We start from the raw sequence: 19,591 nt of genomic DNA, 5'->3' as shown, positions 1-19,591 counted from the left end.
CCGCGGCGGCCGTCGGCGGCGCGGCGCTGCTGGCGCTCGGCGCGCTGGCGGTCCTGGTCGGCCTCGGCTTCGGCGCCACGCGCGTCCACGCCGGCTACGTCGCCGTCGCCCCCGCGTTCGGTGCGGGCCTCGGACTCACCCTGCTCGCGCTGGCCTACCTGCCCAACGCCGTCGTCGCCGGGGCGTCCTGGCTGCTCGGCCCGGGAGTCGAGGTGGGGACGGCCTCGGTGTCCCCGCTCGGCTCGACGAGCGGCCCGTTGCCTCCGTTCCCGCTGTTCGGGGCGCTGCCCGTCGGGACGCCGCCGGTGTGGGCGGTCGTGGTGTTCCTGCTCCCCGCCGGGGTCGGGCTGCTCGTCGGCGGGACGTGCCGGCGGGTGCTCGGGCCCTCGTCGACGGTGGTGCAGCGGATCCGCGCGGTCGGGACGGCCGCGGCGCTGCTCGCCGTCGCGGGCGCGCTCGCCGCGGCCCTCGCCGGGGGCAGGCTCGCGGCGGGACCGTTCGACCCGGTGGTCGTGCCGCCGTGGCTGGTGCTGCTGGCGGTGCTGCTGTGGGTCGGTGGGCCGGGGGCGCTGGTAGCCCTGGTGCAGCGGGGTGCGGAGGCGCCCGACGGGTACCGGCACGTCGAGGAGGAGCGCCGGGACCCGGAGACCGGGGACTGGGACGACGAGTGGGACGAGGCTGCGGATGACGAGTCCGGGCACGACGCGCCCGGGCACGAGGACCTCGAGCCGGACGGGGACGATCCGGAGGACGGGGGCCTTGTGAAGGCCGACGACGAGGCCGACCGGCAGGGCCGCCCGGGGGCCTCGACCGAGCCCGTCGAGCACGGAGACCTGGACGGGTACCCGCGGCCCGACGACGAGATGCGCGACGACCCGGTGGACGACGCCCCCGCAGACGACGACCTCACAGACCTCGACCCCACAGACAGCGGCCTCGCCGACGACGACTCAGCAGACCGTGACCCGGCGGACCGCGACCCCGCAGACCGCGACCCCGCAGACCGCGGCCCTGCAGGCGACGCCCTCGCCGACGACGAGCCGGCAGACGCGCCGGCACCCGGCGACGGGCCCATGCCCCGCGCCCGCTCCGTCGGCGCCCGGTACTCCGAGCGGGAGCAGCGCCGCCGGGAGAAGCGGCGGGAGCGCACCCGTCAGGAACGGGAGGGCGGGCCCCGCGCCTCCCTGTTCCGCCGGGCCGAGCCCCGGCAGGCCCCGGCCCGAGCGGCCGAGCCCCTACAGAGCCCCGCGCCGGAGCGCCGAGCGGCCGAGCCCGCACCGGAGCACCGAGTAGCCGAGCCCGCAGCGGAGCGCCGAGTAGCCGAGCGCCGAGCGGCAGGCTCCCGGGTGCCCGGCTCCCGAGCGGCCGAATCCCGTGCGCCTGAGTCCCGTGGACCCGTGAAGCCGGCGCGCAACGCGCCGAACGAGGAGACCGAGCCGAAGCCGCGGACCGTCGCGGAGCTCGTCGCCCAGCGCGCCCGGCAGGCCGAGGAGGCCGCCCGCGAGGAGTGACCGGCACCCTGTGCGGGCGACGCGGCCGCGCTGTGATCCGGGTCGCGGTTTACGCTGGTCAGGGTCGCCGCGCCGGACGGGGAGAAGATCCCGCAGCCGGTGCCGCCCCAGTCGAGAAGAGGAGCCCGGTTGTCCGCCGCGTCGAGCGCCGATCCCAGCGCCGCGAGCAGCACACCCGGGCCCCGCGCACCTGCGCGGCTCGTCGTCCTGGCGTCCGGCTCCGGCACGCTGCTGCAGGCCCTCCTCGACGCCGCCGCGGACGCGGACTACCCGGCCGAGGTCGTCGCCGTAGCCGCGGACCGGGACGCCACCGCCGTCGATCGCGGCGTGCGGGCCGGCGTGCCCACCGCGGTCGTCCGCCCCGCGGAGCACCCGGACCGGGACGCCTGGAACCGCGCGCTGCTGGCCGCGGTTCGTGCGCACGAGCCCGACCTGGTCGTCTGCGCCGGGTTCATGCGGATCCTCGGCCCGGACTTCCTGGACGGGATCGGCTGCCCGATCGTCAACACCCATCCGGCGCTGCTGCCGTCGTTCCCGGGGGCGCACGCCGTCCGGGACGCGCTCGCGCACGGCGTCAAGATCACCGGAACGACCGTCCACCTGGTCGACGCCGGCGTGGACACCGGGCCGATCCTGGCCCAGGAAGCCGTACCCGTGCGGCCCGGCGACACCGAGGCCGAGCTGCACGAACGGATCAAGAACTCGGAACGGCGGCTGCTGGTCGGCACCGTCGAGGCGCTGGTCCGCATCGGATCGGCGCGAGCGGAGAAAGAGGCGAGCATCGACGTGAGTGAGCGCAGGCCGGTACGCCGGGCCCTGATCAGCGTCTACGACAAGGCGGGTCTGCTGGACCTCGCCACCGGGCTGCACGCGGCGGGCGTGGAGATCGTCTCCACCGGGTCGACCGCCCAGCGGATCGCGGACGCGGGCATCCCGGTGACCCCGGTCGAGGAGCTGACCGGCTTCCCGGAGACCCTCGACGGCCGGGTGAAGACCCTGCACCCGCGGGTGCACGCCGGGCTGCTCGCGGACACCCGCAAGCCGGAGCACCTCGCGCAGCTCGAGCAGCTGGGCGTCGCGCCGTTCGACATGCTCGTGTCGAACCTCTACCCGTTCACCGAGACCGTCGCGTCCGGCGCGACGCAGGACGAGTGCGTCGAGCAGATCGACATCGGCGGCCCCGCGATGGTCCGGGCGTCGGCGAAGAACCACGACAGCCTCGCCGTGATCACGGACCCGGCGCGGTACGACTGGGTCCTCGAGCAGGTTGCGGCGGGCGGGTTCCTGCTCGCGGACCGGCGGCGGCTCGCCGCCGAGGCCTTCCGGCACACGGCGAGCTACGACGTCGCCGTCGCGTCCTGGATGGGTTCCGTCCTCGCGCCCGAGGCGGACACGGTGTTCCCCGCGTGGGCCGGCGCCACCTGGGAGCGCAAGGCGACGCTGCGCTACGGCGAGAACCCGCACCAGGCCGCGGCGCTCTACGTGTCCCCCGAGAGCTCGGGCCTCGCGCAGGCCGAGCAGCTGCACGGCAAGGAGATGTCCTACAACAACTACGTCGACGCGGACGCCGCCTGGCGCGCTGCGCACGACCACGGGGACCGGCCGACGGTCGCGGTGATCAAGCACGCGAACCCGTGCGGCATCGCGGTCGGCGCGGACGTCGCCGAGGCCCACCGCAAGGCCCACGCGACGGACCCGGTGAGCGCCTACGGCGGCGTCATCGCGACGAACCGCGAGGTCAGCGTGGAGATGGCGCAGCAGGTGAAGGACATCTTCACCGAGGTCGTGCTCGCGCCGTCCTTCGCCGAGGGCGCGCTGGAGATCCTCACGTCGAAGAAGAACCTGCGGGTGCTGCGGCTGCCCGGCGAGGTCCGCCGGACCGGCGCCGAGATGCGGCCGATCACCGGCGGCCTGCTCCTGCAGCAGCGCGACGCCGTCGACGCGGCCGGGGACGACCCGTCGTCCTGGAAGCTCGTCGCCGGCGAGCCGGTGCCCGATGAGGTGCTCGCGGACCTCGCGTTCGCCTGGCGCGCATGCCGCGCGGTGAAGTCCAACGCGATCCTGCTCGCCTCGGACGGCGCGGCCGTCGGTGTCGGGATGGGCCAGGTCAACCGCGTGGACTCCTGCAAGCTCGCCGTGACCCGCGCCGGGGACCGCGCCCGCGGCGCCGTCGCCGCGTCGGACGCGTTCTTCCCGTTCCCCGACGGGCTGGAGGTGCTCCTCGAGGCGGGCGTCAGGGCCGTCGTGCACCCGGGCGGTTCGATCCGGGACGAGCAGGTCACCGCCGCGGCCGCCGCCGCGGGCGTCGCCCTCTACCTGACGGGCACCCGCCACTTCGCGCACTAGGCTGCGGCGCCTGTTGATCTTCACGAACGGCACTTTCGCTCACCAGGTATGAACGAAAGTGCCGTTCGTGCATTCGGCGGAAGATCCGATCGGCCGTCGCCCGGACGAGGAGTTGAAGAGGCCCCATTCGGCGGCTAGGATTCGAACACACGTTCGATGCTCGTCGTCTTCCCCGCGACGCAACCGGTCGGGAGGTAGGTGTCCCGGTGAAGGGTGCCGTGGGGGACGCAACGAGCAGGCTGGAGCTCGCACGCGGGCTGCTCCGCAGGATGGAGGACCGGTCGGATCGTTCGGACGCGGTGCGGCCCGCGCCGATCGGTCCCGGAGAGGACACGGGCGGCGACGTGCTGCCCGTGGCGGCGCCGCTGCGGCCGCTGCTGCCCGCGGATGGGCTGCGCCGGGGCTCGTCGGTCTCGGTCGCGTCCGGAACGGGATCGACGTCGCTGCTGTTCGGGCTGCTCACGGAGGCCTCCGCCCAGGGGATGTGGGCGGGCGTCGTCGGGGTGCCCGGGCTCGGGGCGGTGGCCGCGGCGGAGGCGGGGATCCGGCTCGAGCGGCTCGCGCTCGTCCCGCGGCCGGGTGGGGACCTGGTCGCGGTCGTGCTCGCGCTGCTGGACGGGATGGACCTCGTCGTCGTGGCGGGGGCGCAGCGGGCCGGCCTGCGGGGGCAGGACCGGCAACGGCTCGCGGCCCGGGCGCGGCAGCGGGGTGCGGTGCTGCTCGCGCTGGGGGCCTGGCCCGGCGCGGACGTCGAGCTGGGCTGCTCGGAAGTCCGCTGGTCCGGGGCGGGCCGGGGCGCGGGACGGCTGTGCTCCCGGCAGGTCGTCGTGCGCAGCGGTGGCCGGGGCGGCGCCGGAGTGGGGCGCCGGGCGGAGGTGCTGCTCCCGGGGAGGAACGGCGCGATCGGCGTGCCCGCCGCGGTACCAGTACCCGTCGCGCCGGGGCACGAGGACACACGGGTGGCCGTCGGATGAGGCCGCGCGACGAGCGTGGTGCCCCGGTCGACGGTGCTCCGGTGGACGGGGCCTCGGTCGACGGGGCCGCGGAGCGGGTGCTCGCCCTCTGGTCCCCGGACTGGCCCGTCACCGCGGCCGCGCTGGGCGCGCACGTCCCGGCGCACCGGCCCGCGGCGGTGCTCCACGCAAACCGGGTGCTGGCGTGCTCGGCCACCGCGCGGGCGCACGGGGTGCGGCGGGGCCTGCGCAGGCGGGACGCCCAGGCCCGGTGTCCCGAGCTGGCCGTCCTCGCCTCGGACCCGGAGCGGGACGCCCGGCTGTTCGAACCCGTCGTCGTCGCCGTCGAGGAGCTGGCTCCCGGCGTGGAGATCGTCCGGCCGGGCCTGCTCGCGCTGCCCGCGAAAGGGCCCGTCGGCTGGTTCGGTGGGGAGCGGGAGGCGGCGGAACGGCTGATCGACCAGGTCGCCGCCCGCACCGGGGTCGAGTGCCAGACCGGGTTCGCGGACGGCCTGTTCGCCGCGGTCCTCGCGGCCCGGCGCGGCCTGGGGGTGGAGCTCGGGCGCAGCCGGGAGTTCCTGGCGCCGCTCGGGGTCGAGGAGCTGGACCGCGAGCCGGACGTGGACCGCGCCGAGCTGGTGGACCTGCTGCGCCGGCTCGGGCTGCGCAGCCTCGGGGCGTTCGCCGGGCTGGCGCCGGCGGACGTCGCGTCCCGGTTCGGGGCGGACGCGGTGCTCGCCCACCGCCTCGCCCGCGGGCTGGACCCGCGCCCGCCGGTCCGCCGCCGCCCGCCGGAGGAGCTGGCCGTCGAGCTGGAGCTGGACCCGCCCGTGGACCGGGTGGACGCCGCCGCGTTCGCCGCCCGTGCCCTGGCCGAACGGCTGCACACCACGCTGGCCGGGCATGCGCTGTCCTGCACGCGGCTCGGGGTGTGGGCGCGCACGGAGAGCGGGGAGGAGCTGCTGCGGATCTGGCGCTGCGCGGAGCCGCTCACCCCGTCCGGCACGGTGGACCGGGTTCGGTGGCAGCTGGACTCGTGGCTCACCCGCGGCGGATCGGGCGCGGTGGTGCGGCTGCGGCTCACCCCGGAGGAGACCGTCACCGCCGGGGCGCTGCAGATGGGGCTGTGGGGCGAGGTCGGCGAGTCCGACGAGCGGGCGGGCCGGGCGCTCGTCCGGGTGCAGGCGCTGCTCGGGCCGGAGGCGGTGGTCACCGCGGTCCTGACCGGCGGCCGGGACCCCGGGGAACGGGTGCGGCTCGTCCCGTGGGGGGACGACCGGGCGGCGGGCAGCGGGAGTGCGGGGCCGGGGGACCTGACGGGCGCGCCCGCGCCGGAGCCGATCGGGCTGGGGGGACACCTGCGGGCCGACCCGGGCGTCCCGGTCCGGCCGCTCCGGGTCGTCCCGTCCGCGGCGGAGCCGGACGCCCGCGTCCACCGGCCGGGAACGGCCGGTCGCGGCCCGGTGCGCCCGGACGACGATCACAGGCCCGCCGGGGCCGGGAACGCGCGGGCCGCCGAGATTCCGCAGCCAGCCGAGATTCCGCAGCGAGTAGGGACCCCGCAGCCACCGGAGACCCCGCAGCGGGCGGGGGCCCCGCAGCGGGCGGGGGCCCCGCAGCCACCAGAGGCCCTACAGTCGTCACAGCCGTCGAGCATCCGTAGGCCCACCCGCTCCCGGCCCCTCCGCACCCCGAAGGCCGCGAAGGACCCTGTGCCCGCCTGGCCTGGCCGGCTCCCCGCGCCGTCCCCCGCGACCGTCCCGCCGGAACCCCTGCCCGTCGAGCTCCTGGGCGTCGACGGCCGTCCGGTCGGGTTACGGGCGCTGGACCTGCTGGACTCCGAGCCGCACCTGCTCGTCCTGGCGGGTCACCCGGGCCGCGAGCTGAGCGCGTGGGCCGGGCCGTGGCCGTTGCAGCAGCGCTGGTGGGCCGGCGGCGCGCACACCGAGGTGCGGATCCAGGTCGTGCTCGCCGACGGGGCCGCTCTGCTCCTCGTCCATCGGGAGGGGCGCTGGTGGGTCACCGGCATCTACGACTGAGCCCCGGCCCGGTGCTCCCGACTCGATGCTCCGGCTCGGTGCTCCCCGCTCAGGGGCGCATCCCGTCGAGGGAGAGCGCGAACCGGCCGACCGCCCCGGCCAGCGCGTCGACGTTGCGGTCCAGCGCGGTCCGGTCCACGTTCGCCAGGGTGTCGCAGGCCTGGTGGTAGCAGGAGTCGTAGGGCTTGCCGCCCTCGCCACCCCACCGGGCCGCCTGCTCCGGCGTCTTGACCTCCTCCGCTCCGGTGAACAGACCGCCGGCGGGGATGCCCGCCTCGATGAACGGCCCGTAGTCCGAGCGCCCGTCGAAGTCCGTGCCCGCCGGCGTCACCCCGGTGGTGCGGAGCTGGTCCGCGAGCACCTGCTCGGCCGTCGCTGAGCCCTGCGGCCCGGGGCCCGCTCCCTGCTTGTCCGAGCCGTCGCCGTCGTAGACCAGGTAGCCCGGGTTCGGCGAGCCGATCATGTCCAGGTTCAGGTAGAGCGCGATCGTCGGACGTTGTTCCGCGGGCAGGGCCCGGACGTACGCGGTGGAGCCCAGCAGGCCCGCTTCCTCCGCGCTCCACCACGCGAAACGCACCGCGTTCCTGGTGGCCGGGGAGCCGCCGAGCCGGGTCGCGACCTCCAGCAGCCCCGCGCTGCCGGTGCCGTTGTCGTTGATCCCGGGCCCCTCCGGCACCGAGTCGAGATGCGCACCGGCCATGATCACGTTCCCGGTGTCGCCGGTGCGGGTCTGGGCGATCACGTTGCGGGTCGTCTTCCGCTCGGTCCTCGTCGCCAGGGTCAGCACGGCCTGCGCGCCGTTCTTCCCGGCCAGCCCGGCACCCACCGACCTGCTGACCCCCGCGCTCGGGACGGTCCCCGTCGTCTCCCCGAGCGTGCCGTTGAGCGGGCCGTCCTCGGTGTTCACCACGACCACGGCGGCCGCCCCGGCCGCGCCCGCGAGCTGGGACTTCACCCCGAACGGGCAGGTCCCGCGGCGGGCCACCGCGATCGCCCCGGCCGGGATCCCGGCGAAGTCGCTCGCCTCGCAGCCCGAGGTGTCGTCCTGCGCGATCACCGCGAGCGGTGCGGTGAGGGGCCCCGGCGTCGAAGGCGAGAAGCTGAGGGCGGTGGCCTCGACCGGAGCGCCGTCGACCGTCAGGGTCTGGGTCTGCACCGCGAACGTCGCGGCGTCGAAGGAGGGCGTCTCGACGTCGTACCCGGCGTCGCGCAGCTTCCCGGCGACGTACTCGACGCTCGCGTCGTACCCCGGAGTGCCGACGGCCCGGTTCCCGCCGTTCGCGTCCGCGATCCGCTGCAGCTCCTCCAGGTGGGAGTACGCGCCGTCGCCGGACGCCTGGGAGACCAGGGCGGCGGGCAATGCCTGGTCCGGCTCCGGTGGGGCCGAACCCCCGCACGCGACCAGCACGACCGCGCAGGTCAGGGCCGTGACCAGGGTGGCGGCTCCGGAGAGGGTCGGCCGGTGGTGCATCGCGCTCCCGAGGTCCGTTCCGTTCGGCGCCGTGCCGGCTCGGATGATGGGATCAGTGTCCGCCACGTCCGGGCGCCACGCCCCCGGAGCGGGCACACCCGAACGGGTGGCACGGGAAACCATGGCCTACGCACGGGCGTCTCACAGGTACGTCACAGGTGGAGGCGGTGAACTGATCTCACAGCGCAGGGGAGTGAAACCTCCGAGAGTGACGGGAACCGGCCGCTGGGGAGCCCCCGGCCCGTCACGCCCGGTTCAGCCCGTGCGACGCCGATCGGCACTGGGGAGCGCCCGGCCGGCGTCGCACGGGCACTTCCGTGATCAGGCCCGTCCTCGTCTCAGGGCAGGTCCCCGGTGGACGCGAAGTACGCCAGCGTCCCCGCCGCGACGTCGGTGAAGCGGTCCAGCGCGAGGCGATCGACGTTCGTCAGGTCGTCGCAGGCCGAGTGGTAGCAGCGGTCGAACACCTCGCCCTGCTCACCACCCCACCTTCTGGCCTGGTCCGCGGACTTGTGCTCCGAGTCGCCCGCCAGCAGCCCGGCCGAGGGGATGCCGGCGTTCACGAACGGGTCGTAGTCCGAGCTCCCGTCCAGGTCCATCGGATCCGGTGTCACGCCGAGAGCGACGAACCGCCTGGTCAGGTCGGCCGCGACAGTCGCGGAGCCGTCCGGTCCGCCGCTCGCCCCCTGCACGAAGTAGCCCGCGTTCGGGGCGCCGACCATGTCGAGGTTGAGGTAGAAGACGGGCGACTCGTTGCCGGACAGCGAGTCCACGTAATCGCGGGAACCCTCGTAGTCGATCTCCTCGGCGCCCCAGAACCCGAACCGGACGGCACGGGTCACCGGCGGCGAGCCGCCCATCCGCGTCGCGATCTCCAGGAGGCTCGCGACGCCGGTGCCGTTGTCGTCCATGCCGAGGCCCCGGCGCACGGAGTCCAGGTGCGCGCCGGCCATGACGGCCCTGCGGGGATCGCCGGTGCGGGTCTGCGCGACCACGTTGCGGTACTCGCCCCGCCGGCCGTCCCGCTCGAGGACGAACGTGGGCGTGCTGACGTCGAAGCCGGCGTCCCGGAGCACGGCCGCGACGTGGTCGACGCTCGCGTCGTACGCCGGGCCGGTGGCGCGGTTCCCGCCGTTGGCCTGCGTGATCCCGGCGAGCGCCTGGAGATGGGTGTAGGCCCCATCGCCGGTCGTCCGCGCGACGAGCTGGTCGACGGCGGGCGGGTCCGGCGCCGGCGGCGCGACCGGGGCGGCCGCCGAACAGGCGACGGCGATCCCGGCCGCGAGCGCGGCCACCGTGCCGCGCAGGGCCCGCCCGGTCGGCCGGCATCGCCCGGACCGAGGACACGGAGCGTGGTCCATGGCGCGCTGCTCCCTCCGATCGTGGCGTCCCGGCCCGGATGGCGGACATCCATCGTCTCGTCCTTCCGCCGGATCCGCAGCCCCGAAAATCAGGTCTGGCCTTCACGTCGGCGGCAAGGTCTAGCGTCGCCCGAAGGCGAGGAGGTCACATGCGGATCGGTGAGCTGGGCGAGCGGGCCGGGGTGAGTCCCCGGACCCTGCGGCACTACGAGGAGCTGGGCCTGCTGCCCGCGGGGCGGGCGGCGAACGGCTACCGCTCCTACGACGACGCGGACCTGCGGGCCGTCGCCGAGATCCGCACGCTCGTCGGGCTGGGGCTCTCCCTGGAGGAGACGCGCCCGTTCGTCGAGTGCCTGCGGGACGGCCACCCCAGCGGCGGGAGCTGTCCGGACTCGATCGCGGTCTACCGGCGCAAGCTCACCGAGGTCGACGCGTCGCTGGTCCGGCTCACCGAGATCCGAGCCGAGCTGGAGGCGCAGCTCGCGGTCGCCCTCCTGCAACGACCACCCGTCCCGCGCTGCGCGCTGACCCCGTCCGCCCCGGCCCCCGAGGAGTCCTCGTGATCGAGCCCGTCACCGACGCCCTGTTCGACGAGCGGGTCCTCCGCGCGTCCCGCCCGGTGCTCGTGGACTTCACGGCCACCTGGTGCCCGCCCTGCCGCATGATCGAGCCCGTGCTGGCCGAGATCGCGGCCGAACGGGCGGGGGAGCTCGACGTCGTCTCCCTCGACGTCGACGTGAGCCCGCGGACCGCCGCGGCCGCCGGGGTCCTGGGCATGCCGACGCTGAGCCTGTACGTCGACGGCCGGGTGGTCACCCGGATCGTGGGCGCGCGGCCGAAGCGGGCGGTGCTGGAGGCGATCGAGCCGTACCTGCCCGTGGACAACTCGGCGTCCCGGCCGTGATCGAACGAATGTTCGAGTATGGTCGGCCGTATGGGATGGAACAACCCGGACGTACCGTGGAGCGAGTTCGAGGCGGCGCTGGCGGGACGGTCGGACGGGTCCGGGCGCACGGGCTCGAGCCTCACCGGCGGCCCGGAGGCGGACGGCGGGGACAGCCCCGCCTGGTCGCGTAAGCGCGCGCCCTACGAGCGCCCTCCCGCGGAGCCCCGGACCGAACCGGTCGTCCCGTACGCGGAGCTGCACTGCCACTCCAACTTCAGCTTCCTCGACGGCGCGAGCCATCCGGAGGAGCTGGTCGAGCAGGCCCACCGCCTCGGCCTGGAGTCGATCGCGCTCACCGATCACGACGGCATGTACGGCGTGGTCCGCTTCGCCGAGGCCGCGCGGGAGCTGGGGATGCGCACGGTCTTCGGCGCGGAGCTGAGCCTGGGCCTGTCCGCCCCGCAGAACGGCGTCCCGGATCCGGAGGGCAGTCATCTGCTCCTGCTCGCCCGCGGCCCGGAGGGCTACGGCGCGCTCTGCCGCACGATCAGCACGGCGCAGCTGCGCGGCGCGGAGAAGGGCCGCCCGGTGTACGACCCGGGCGAGGTCGTCGCGGACACCGCGGGCAAGGTCGTCGCGCTCACCGGGGGCCGCAAGGGCACGGTGCGCCAGGCGTTGCGGGCGGGCGGGCCGGAGGCGGCGGCGCGGGCGATCGCGGAGCTGGTGGAGCGCTTCGGGCGGGACGGCGTCGTCGTCGAGCTCACGCACCAGGGCCTGCCCGAGGACACCGAACGCAACGACGTGCTGGCCGCACTGGCAGCTCGCGCGGGCCTGCCGACGATCGCGACGACGGGCGCGCACTACGCCTCCCCGGAGCAGTATCCGCTGGCCACGGCCCTGGCGGCGGTCCGGGCCCGGCGCAGCCTCGACGAGGCGGACGCCTGGCTCCCGCCCGCCGGCACCGCCCACCTGCGCAGCGGCGCGGCCATGGCGGCCCGCTTCGAGGCCCGCCACCCCGGGGCGGTGGCCCGGGCGGCCGAGCTGGGCCGCGCGCTGTCCTTCGAGCTGGAGCTGGTGGCGCCGGACCTGCCACCCTTCGACGTCCCGCCGGGAGAGGACGAGGCGTCCTGGTTGACGGCGCTCACCTGGCAGGGCGTGGCCCGGCGCTACGGCAGCCACGCGGAGAACCGGCGCGCGGTCGAGATGGTCGAGCACGAGCTGGAGATCATCAAGGCGAAGAAGTTCCCCGGCTACTTCCTGATCGTGGCGGACATCGTCGAGTTCTGCCGTCGCTCCGGGATCCTCTGCCAGGGCCGGGGCTCGGCCGCGAACTCCGCGGTCTGCTACGCACTGGGCATCACCAACGTGGACGCGGTGCGTCACGAGCTGCTGTTCGAGCGGTTCCTCTCCCCGGACCGGGACGGCTACCCGGACATCGACCTGGACATCGAGTCCGGCCGGCGCGAGGAGGCCATCCAGTACGTCTACCAGCGCTACGCCCGCACGCACGCCGCCCAGGTGGCCAACGTGATCACCTACCGCCCGCGCTCGGCGGTCCGGGACATGGCGAAGGCGCTGGGCTTCTCGCCGGGCCAGCAGGACGCGTGGAGCAAGCGGATCGAGCGCTGGCAGGGGCTCGACGGCGGCAACGCGCCGGAGGGCCTGCCGCCGACGGTCCTCGGGCTGGCGGACCAGCTCCTCGGCTTCCCCCGCCATCTCGGCATCCACTCCGGCGGCATGGTGATCTGCGACCGGCCGGTGTCCGAGGTCGTGCCGGTGGAGTGGGCGCGGATGGCGGACCGCACCGTCGTGCAGTGGGACAAGGACGACTGCGCCGCCGCCGGCCTGGTCAAGTTCGACCTGCTCGGCTTGGGCATGCTCACCGCGCTGCACCTGATGATGGACCTGGTGGAGTCCTTCCACGGCGTCCACGTCGAGCTGCACGAGCTGGGCGAGAGCGACGAGCGGGTCTACGAGATGCTCCAGCGTGCGGACTCCGTCGGGGTGTTCCAGGTGGAGTCCCGCGCGCAGATGGCCACGCTGCCCCGGCTGAAACCGCGCGAGTTCTACGACCTGGTGGTGGAGGTCGCGCTGATCCGCCCCGGCCCCATCCAGGGCGGCTCCGTGCACCCGTACATCCGCCGCCGCAACGGGGTCGACGAGTGGGAGCACGACCATCCGCTGCTGGAGAACGCCCTGCAGAAGACCCTCGGGGTGCCGCTGTTCCAGGAGCAGATGATGCAGATCGCCGTCGACGTCGCGGGGTTCTCCCCGTCGGACGCCGACGAGCTGCGCCGCGCGATGGGGTCGAAGCGTTCCGAGGAGAAGATGGAGGCGTTGCGCGGGCGGTTCTACGAGGGGATGGCCGCGAACGGGATCACCGGTGAGCTGGCCGAGACGATCTTCACCAAGATGCTGGCCTTCGCGAACTTCGGGTTCCCGGAGAGCCACTCGATCAGCTTCGCGGCGCTGGTCTACTACAGCTCCTGGTTCAAGCTCTACTACCCGGCCGCCTTCTGCGCGGCGCTGTTGAACTCCCAGCCGATGGGCTTCTACTCGCCCCAGTCCCTGGTCGCGGACGCCCGGGGGCACGGGGTGCGGTGCCACCGCCCGGACGTCAACCGCGGGGCCGCGGCGGCGATCCTCGAGCCGGATCCGGCGAGCCTGGCGGGCACGGCGATCCGGCTCGGGCTGCGGGACGTCCGCGCGGTCGGGACCGAGTTGGCCGAGGAGATCGAGGCCGAACGGGATCGCGGCGGCCCGTACCGGGACCTGGCGGACCTCGCCCGCCGGGTCCGGCTCACCGGGCGGCAGGCCGAGGCGCTGGCCACGGCCGGGGCGTTCGGCTGCTTCGGGATCGAGCGGCGCTCGGCTCTGTGGGCGGCCGGGGTGGTCGCCGCGGTGCGCCCGGAGCACCTGCCCGGGAGCGCCGTGGGGCTGGACGCACCCGTGCTGCCGGGGATGACGGAGGTCGAACTGACGGTCGCGGACGTCTGGGCCACCGGGGTCTCCCCGGACAGCCACCCGATGCAGCACCTGCGGGAACGGCTCGACGGGCTGGGCGCGATCCGGGTGGACCGGCTCGACGCGGTCGGGCGGGCCGCCGGAGCGGGGGAGCGCCGCGATCTCGCGGACCCGTTCGACCCGGACCGGCCGCCGCCCCGGGTACTGGTCGGGGGGCTGGTCACCCACCGGCAACGCCCGGCGACGGCCCGCGGGGTCACGTTCCTGAACCTGGAGGACGAGAGCGGGATGCTCAACGTGACCTGCTCGGAGGGGCTGTGGGCGCGGTACCGCTCGGTGGCGCTGGGGAGTGCGGCGTTGCTGGTCCGGGGCCGGCTGGAACGCAGCCCGGAGGGGGTGCTGAACCTGGTGGCGGACCGGCTGCAACGGCTGCCGCTGGCGGTCGCGGTGAAGTCCCGGGACTTCCGGTGACCCCCGGACACGGCAGTGGCCCCGCCGCGGACGACGGGGCCACCGGCTGGGGAACGAGATCGTTCTCCTCCCTGCCCTACTTCACCGGGCCCTACTTCACCAGCGGGTTGCCCATCGGCATCGCGCGGCCGCCGAGGTCCTGGCCGAAGCCGTCGAACAGGATGTAGGCGAAGATCGCGCAGAAGATGAACGTGGTGATCCCGGCGATCGGGAACAGCCCCGCGTTGCCGCCGCTGACGCCCAGGAACGCCAGCACGAAGGTGATGTCCACGAACACGAAGCCCGCGGTGAACGCCAGCGGCAGCCGCAGCGTGGCCAGGGTCAGCAGGACGAACACGATGGTGAAGGACAGCAGGTAGGTGGACTGCACGCTGGCCACCGCCGCCGCATCCGGGATCCCCCACCAGCCGCTGGTCAGCCCGGTGAGCAGCAGGCCGAAGCTGAGCCAGAAGGCCGAGAACACCCCGAAGATCGCGGCGACCGAGTTCGCGGCCTCGCGTCCGGCCCAGACTGCCGCGACCAGCAGGAACAGGCCCGCGGACAGGGAGACGATCGGGATCATCCCGCCGGGCAGGGTCGCGGTGTCGAGGTAGCCCACGAACCACAGACCCAGGGTGATGCCCGCGGGAAGGAAGGTGATGAGGCCCAGCAGGGCCGGGTTACCGATCGGAGCCGCCGTCGCCGGCTCCGCCGCGGCATGCGCCCCCGCCTGCACGTCGCTTTCCACGCTCATGTGTCGCTCCTCGTCGAGTCGACCGAGACAGCGCCTGATCGCGCTGACCACCGGCGAGGGGCATTGTGCGCGCGGTCACAACTCGCCGGGACCCTACGAACGGAGGGCCCGGGACCTGGACCTCCGCCCACCGGATCTCCGACGCGCCCTGGGATAGTCGGGCCCGTGCACGACGACGACGAGTTCAGCGGCCTCGATCTGTCCGATCTGGTGGCGAACGGGCAGTTCTGGACGGGGCGTCGGTTCGTCGGAGTGAGCTTCGTCGACGCGGACCTGACCGGCCTGCGCACCGAGAACTGCACCTTCGACGAGTGCGACTTCTCCGGCGCGGACCTGTCCGAGTCGGTGCACCGCAACGGCGCGATGCGCTCCTGCACGTTCCGCCGGGCCACGTTGACGCGCATCGAGCTCCACGGCTGCTCGCTGCTCGGCAGCACCCTGCTGGACTGCCGGATGCGTCCGATCACCCTCACGGACTGCGACCTCACCCTCGTCGGGCTGGGCCGTGCGGACCTGCGCGGCACGGATCTGTCGGGTCTGCGGATGCGGGAGTCGAACCTCGTCGAGGCGGACCTGCGCACGTGCGACCTGCGGGGCGCAGACCTCACCGGCGCGCGGCTGCTGAACGCCCGGCTGGAGGACGCGGACCTGCGTGGCGCCCGCCTGGACCCGGACGCCCTGGTGCAGGCGAGGCTGGCCGGCGCCGCGGTCGACGCCGAGACGGCGCTGGCGTTCGCCGCCGCCCACGGCCTCCGGATCAGCTGACACTCGTGGCCCTTCCGTTCCTCCTCGCGGAACGGAAGGACCACGAGCGCCGCGCGGGTCGGCTCAGCGGACGAGCGCGTTGCCCATCGGGCGGGCGGCGCCGCCGAGCTCCTGGTTCATCCCGTCGACGTAGATGTACAGGGCGACGAGGCAGAACAGCACCGCCCCGATGCCGGCGATCGTCAGCAACCCGGCCGGACCGCCGAGCGTGGCCACCAGGACGAGCGCGACGACGATCGTCACGAGCGTGAACAGGGCCGTGAACGCGAGCGGCAGCCGCAGCGTCGCCAGCGTGAGCACGGCGAACACCACCAGCCAGGCGATGAGGAAGGCGGCCTGCGCGGCTCCGGCGTCCGCGGCCGGGATCTTCAGCCAGTCGTTGACCAGGGAGAGGACCAGGTAGGCGTAGCTCAGCCAGAACGTGGCGAAGACGCCGAAGATCGATCCCACCGCGCCCTGACCGATGCTGATGGCCCAAATCGCGGAGATGAGCAGGCCGAGGCCGGACACGACGAGCATCGTCGGGACGAGCGCGCCGACCGCGGTGGCGGGCAGGTAGCCGAGCAGGTAGAGCGTGAGGCCGATGCCGCCGACGAGGAAGCTCGGCAGCCCCAGCAGCGCAGGATTGCCGGCCGGGAGGGCCGCGGGCGGGGCCGAGGTGGTGGTGGAAGCGCTGACGTCGCTGTCTGTGCTCATGGATGGACGCTCCTGTTGGTGAGCGGGGTCGTGCGGGTGCGGAGCGCTGGTGTGCGTCCCGTCACAGATCATTAAGGGCAGTGTGGACGGTCATGGTCGTCTCATTCTGAGAATCTCGACCGTCCTCTCTGGTCCGTGCGCCCGCCGGTGCCCCACCTGGGAGGATGGTGAGCGTGAACGCCACCGGCCGTCCCGACCTGCGTGCCTGGCTGACGGTCCACGGCGCGCTGCTGCTCGTCCTGCTGATCGCCGTCGCCGGGCTGGCCCGGGTGCTCGGTGAGCACTGGCGGCAGGGGTCGGTGCTGCTCGGCGGGGCGCTGCTCGTCGCGGCGGTCCTGCGAGCCACGCTGCCGCCGAGCCGGGCCGGGCTGCTCGCGATCCGCGGCCGCATGATCGATGTGCTCTGCTACGGCGGCTTCGGCGTGCTGATCGTGGCCCTGGCCCTGACGATCACCAGAGGCTCCCTGGCCGTCAGCTGACCGGCCGCGCACCCCTGGTCAGTCCGTCGCGGTGCAGGCGCCGCCGGCGTCGGTGAGGCGGCCGATCTCCGATGCCTCGTAGCCGAGCTCGGCCAGGACCTCTGCCGTGTGCTCCCCGAGCGCCGGCGCGGGCCGGAGCTCCGGCCGTCCGGACGAATGCCCGACGGGATGCCGCGCGAGCGCAGCGTCCCCTCCGTCGGGTATGCCGAGGTGACCGTCCGCCGTCGCGTAGGGGATCCGGTGCGGCGACGCGGTCCGCGCGTACCGGCCGGCCCCCGCGGCGGCGAGCAGACGTATCCGCCCTGCTGTTCGAGCGCGGTGAACGGACGCTGCGCACGTACTCCGGCTCGCCCGTCCCGCCCTGGCTGGCGGCGAGCCCCTTCAGCACGTCCGCCCTGCTGGGCGAGCAGCAGCGTGGCGTACGGCCCCTTGAACGTGTTGGTGACGTCCAGGACGCGCACCCCGGCGAGCGGTCCCGCGGGCATTGCACCTCCGGTGCTCGTGCGCGGAGATCGTCGCCAGGGCAACGATCTCCGCGCACAGGCGCGCAGCGCTCAGAAGGAGTCGATCAGCGCGTTGAACGTCGCGCTCGGCCGCATCACGGCGTCCGTCTTGGCCTTGTCGACGTAGTAGTAGCCGCCCAGGTCGACCGGCCCGCCCTGCACGCCGTTCAGCTCCGCGACGATCTTCTCCTCGTCCGCGGCCAGGGCCTCCGCGAGCGGGGCGAACACCTTCGCCAGCTCCGCGTCGTCCGTCTGCGCGGCGAGGGCCTGCGCCCAGTAGAGCGCGATGTAGAAGTGGCTGCCGCGGTTGTCCAGCTCGCCGACCTTCCGCGACGGCGACCGGCCCTCGTCGAGCAGCTCGCCGGTGGCGTCGTCCAGCGCCTTGCCGAGGATGGCCGCGCGCGGGTTGTCCGTCTTGTCGGCGAGGAACTCCAGGGAGACGGCGAGTGCGAGGAACTCCCCGAGGGAGTCCCAACGCAGGTGGTTCTCCTTGACGAGCTGCTGCACGTGCTTCGGCGCGGAGCCGCCCGCGCCGGTCTCGAACAGGCCGCCGCCGTTCATCAGCGGGACGATCGAGAGCATCTTCGCGCTGGTGCCCAGCTCGAGGATCGGGAAGAGGTCCGTCAGGTAGTCCCGCAGCACGTTGCCGGTGACGGAGATCGTGTCCTCGCCGGCCTTGGCCCGGGCGAGGGTGTACCGGGTGGCCTCGGCCACCGGCATGATCTCGATGGTCAGGCCGTCCGTGTCGAGCTCGGCCAGCTGCGCGCGGACCTTCTCGATCACCTGGGCGTCGTGCCCGCGGGTCTCGTCCAGCCAGAAGACGGCCGGGGCGCCGGTGGCGCGGGCGCGGGAGACGGCCAGCTCGACCCAGTTGCGGATCGGGGCGTCCTTGGTCTGGCAGGCGCGCCAGATGTCGCCCTCGGCGACCTCGTGCTCCAGCAGCGTCGTGCCGGACGCGTCGACCACCCGCACGGTGCCGTCCGCCGGGATCTCGAAGGTCTTGTCGTGGCTGCCGTACTCCTCGGCCTTCTGCGCCATGAGGCCCACGTTCGGCGTGGTGCCCATGGTGGTCGGGTCGAACGCGCCGTTCTCGCGGCAGAAGTCGACGGTCTCGGCGTAGAGCGGCGCGTAGGACGAGTCCGGGATGACGAACTTGGTGTCCTGCAGGGCGTCGTCGGCGTTCCACATCTGGCCGGACGTGCGGATCGCGGCCGGCATCGACGCGTCGATGATGACGTCCGACGGCACGTGCAGGTTGGTGATGCCGCGCGACGAGTCGACCATCGCCAGGCGCGGGCCCGACGAGTACCCGGCGGTGATCGCGTCCTCGATCGCCTTCCTCGCTTCCGCGGGCAGCTTCTCCAGCGCGGTCAGGATGGAGGCGAGGCCGTCGTTCGGGTTCGCCCCGACCGACGCCAGGTCGTCGCCGTACTGCGCGAAGACGTCGGCGAAGTACGCCTTGACGGCGTGCCCGAACAGAATCGGGTCGGACACCTTCATCATCGTGGCCTTGAGGTGGACCGAGAACAGCACGCCCTTGTCGGCGGCGTCGGCGACCTGCTCGGCGAGGAAGGCGTTCAGGGCCGACGCGCTCATCACGGCGGCGTCGACGATCTCGCCCTCGAGGACCTTCAGGCCGTCCTTGAGCACCGTCCTCGTCCCGTCGGCGGCGGTGTGCTCGAGGGTCAGCGTCGTGGCCGCGGGCAGGGTCACGGACTTCTCGGAGTGCCGGAAGTCGCCGTCCTCCATCGTCGAGACGTGCGACTTCGAGTCCTTCGACCAGGCGCCCATCGAGTGCGGGTGCTTGCGGGCGAAACCCTTGACCGACGCGGGGGCGCGGCGGTCCGAGTTCCCCTCGCGGAGCACCGGGTTGACCGCGCTGCCCTTGACGGCGTCGTAGGCCGCGCGGGCCGCGCGCTCGTCGTCGGTCTGCGGGTTCTCCGGGTAGTCCGGCACGTCGTAGCCCGCGCCCTGCAGCTCCTTGATCGCGGCCTTGAGCTGCGGGATCGAGGCGCTGACGTTGGGCAGCTTGATGATGTTCGCATCGGGGGTCTTCGCCAGCGCACCGAGCTCGCCGAGCGAGTCCGGGACGCGCTGGGCGTCCGTCAGCCGGTCCGGGAACTGCGCCAGGATCCGGGCGGCCAGGGAGATGTCGCGGGTCTCGGCGTCGATACCGGCCTTGCCGGCGTACGCCTCGACGACCGGGAGGAACGAGTGCGTCGCCAGCGCCGGCGCCTCGTCGGTGTAGGTGTAGATGACCTTCATCGTCACGTCGGCAACCTAGCTCTTCGTTTCCGGACCTGGACCGGGAAGGCGCTACGCCCTCCACTCGGCCGCCACGCTATACCGTACGGCTGTCCTACGCGTCCCCGTCCCGTCCTCGCGGGGCGTCGCCGCGGCGTGTGGCCTGCGT

13 protein-coding genes and 2 pseudogenes are annotated in these 19,591 nt (G+C 74.1%); 10 read left to right on the top strand and 5 right to left on the bottom strand.

Going from position 1 to position 19,591, the window contains the following annotated elements; translation table 11 throughout:
* The 5 genes and pseudogenes from JWP64_RS04255 to JWP64_RS04235 form a co-directional block, all read left to right on the top strand.
* Window positions 1-1,511 (top strand): DUF6350 family protein (locus tag JWP64_RS04255; protein WP_297492457.1); only part of this gene is annotated, 1,511 nt, incomplete at its 5' end.
* Between the two features lie 129 nt (window positions 1,512-1,640).
* Window positions 1,641-2,258 (top strand): annotated as a pseudogene (purN, locus tag JWP64_RS04250) (phosphoribosylglycinamide formyltransferase); the annotation flags it as partial.
* Between the two features lie 39 nt (window positions 2,259-2,297).
* Complete coding sequence (gene purH, locus JWP64_RS04245) at window positions 2,298-3,857, top strand: bifunctional phosphoribosylaminoimidazolecarboxamide formyltransferase/IMP cyclohydrolase (protein ID WP_297492470.1); 1,560 nt, start codon at window positions 2,298-2,300, stop codon at window positions 3,855-3,857.
* Between the two features lie 206 nt (window positions 3,858-4,063).
* A complete protein-coding gene (locus JWP64_RS04240) occupies window positions 4,064-4,831 on the top strand; it encodes a hypothetical protein (RefSeq protein ID WP_297492456.1) in 768 nt (255 codons plus the stop codon).
* A 77-nt stretch (window positions 4,832-4,908) separates the two neighbouring features.
* Window positions 4,909-6,090: pseudogene (locus JWP64_RS04235) on the top strand (DNA polymerase Y family protein); the annotation flags it as partial.
* A gap of 808 nt (window positions 6,091-6,898) precedes the next feature.
* Here JWP64_RS04235 and JWP64_RS04230 read toward each other — a convergent pair.
* Entirely contained in the window at window positions 6,899-8,320 is a 1,422-nt protein-coding gene (locus JWP64_RS04230; protein WP_297492454.1) for a M28 family metallopeptidase, read from the bottom strand.
* Between the two features lie 338 nt (window positions 8,321-8,658).
* A complete protein-coding gene (locus JWP64_RS04225) occupies window positions 8,659-9,681 on the bottom strand; it encodes a M28 family peptidase (protein WP_297492452.1) in 1,023 nt (340 codons plus the stop codon).
* Window positions 9,682-9,830: 149 nt separating this feature from the next.
* Here JWP64_RS04225 and JWP64_RS04220 point away from each other — a divergent pair, with 149 nt between their 5' ends.
* Genes JWP64_RS04220 through JWP64_RS04210 form a run of 3 tightly spaced genes read left to right on the top strand, consistent with a single transcriptional unit; the run spans window position 9,831 to window position 14,002 of the window.
* Window positions 9,831-10,244, top strand: a complete 414-nt coding sequence (locus tag JWP64_RS04220; protein ID WP_297492450.1) for a MerR family transcriptional regulator — start codon at window positions 9,831-9,833, stop codon at window positions 10,242-10,244.
* Window positions 10,241-10,585 carry a thioredoxin domain-containing protein gene (locus JWP64_RS04215; protein ID WP_297492447.1) on the top strand — a complete coding sequence of 115 codons (345 nt, stop codon included), beginning with the start codon at window positions 10,241-10,243 and terminating at the stop codon, window positions 10,583-10,585. The genes JWP64_RS04220 and JWP64_RS04215 overlap by 4 nt, the downstream gene beginning before the upstream one ends.
* A gap of 30 nt (window positions 10,586-10,615) precedes the next feature.
* Entirely contained in the window at window positions 10,616-14,002 is a 3,387-nt protein-coding gene (locus JWP64_RS04210; RefSeq protein ID WP_297492445.1) for an error-prone DNA polymerase, read from the top strand.
* A gap of 91 nt (window positions 14,003-14,093) precedes the next feature.
* On the opposite strand, the gene JWP64_RS04205 is transcribed toward JWP64_RS04210, so the two are convergent.
* The gene (locus tag JWP64_RS04205) at window positions 14,094-14,735 is read right to left on the bottom strand and encodes a GPR1/FUN34/YaaH family transporter (protein ID WP_297492443.1); all 642 of its coding nucleotides are present in this window, start codon (window positions 14,733-14,735) and stop codon (window positions 14,094-14,096) included.
* A 165-nt stretch (window positions 14,736-14,900) separates the two neighbouring features.
* Here JWP64_RS04205 and JWP64_RS04200 point away from each other — a divergent pair, with 165 nt between their 5' ends.
* Window positions 14,901-15,500, top strand: coding sequence for a pentapeptide repeat-containing protein (locus JWP64_RS04200; protein WP_297492440.1), 600 nt, complete (start codon window positions 14,901-14,903; stop codon window positions 15,498-15,500).
* Between the two features lie 63 nt (window positions 15,501-15,563).
* Here the strand turns inward: JWP64_RS04200 and JWP64_RS04195 are convergent, their stop codons facing one another.
* Window positions 15,564-16,196, bottom strand: coding sequence for a GPR1/FUN34/YaaH family transporter (locus JWP64_RS04195; RefSeq protein WP_297492438.1), 633 nt, complete (start codon window positions 16,194-16,196; stop codon window positions 15,564-15,566).
* Window positions 16,197-16,423: 227 nt separating this feature from the next.
* On the opposite strand from JWP64_RS04195, the gene JWP64_RS04190 reads away from it, so the two are divergent.
* Complete coding sequence (locus tag JWP64_RS04190) at window positions 16,424-16,675, top strand: DUF3017 domain-containing protein (protein WP_297492468.1); 252 nt, start codon at window positions 16,424-16,426, stop codon at window positions 16,673-16,675.
* A gap of 554 nt (window positions 16,676-17,229) precedes the next feature.
* Here the strand turns inward: JWP64_RS04190 and JWP64_RS04185 are convergent.
* On the bottom strand, window positions 17,230-19,443 hold the full coding sequence (locus tag JWP64_RS04185) for an NADP-dependent isocitrate dehydrogenase (protein ID WP_297492466.1): 2,214 nt from the start codon (window positions 19,441-19,443) through the stop codon (window positions 17,230-17,232).
* Window positions 19,444-19,591: the final 148 nt, after the last annotated feature.

Origin of the sequence: Pseudonocardia sp. (genome assembly GCF_025465255.1) — a bacterium.
Taxonomy (GTDB): domain Bacteria; phylum Actinomycetota; class Actinomycetes; order Mycobacteriales; family Pseudonocardiaceae; genus Pseudonocardia.
Note: the sequence above shows the minus strand (reverse complement) of the source record. Positions and strands in the feature narration are given on the sequence as shown.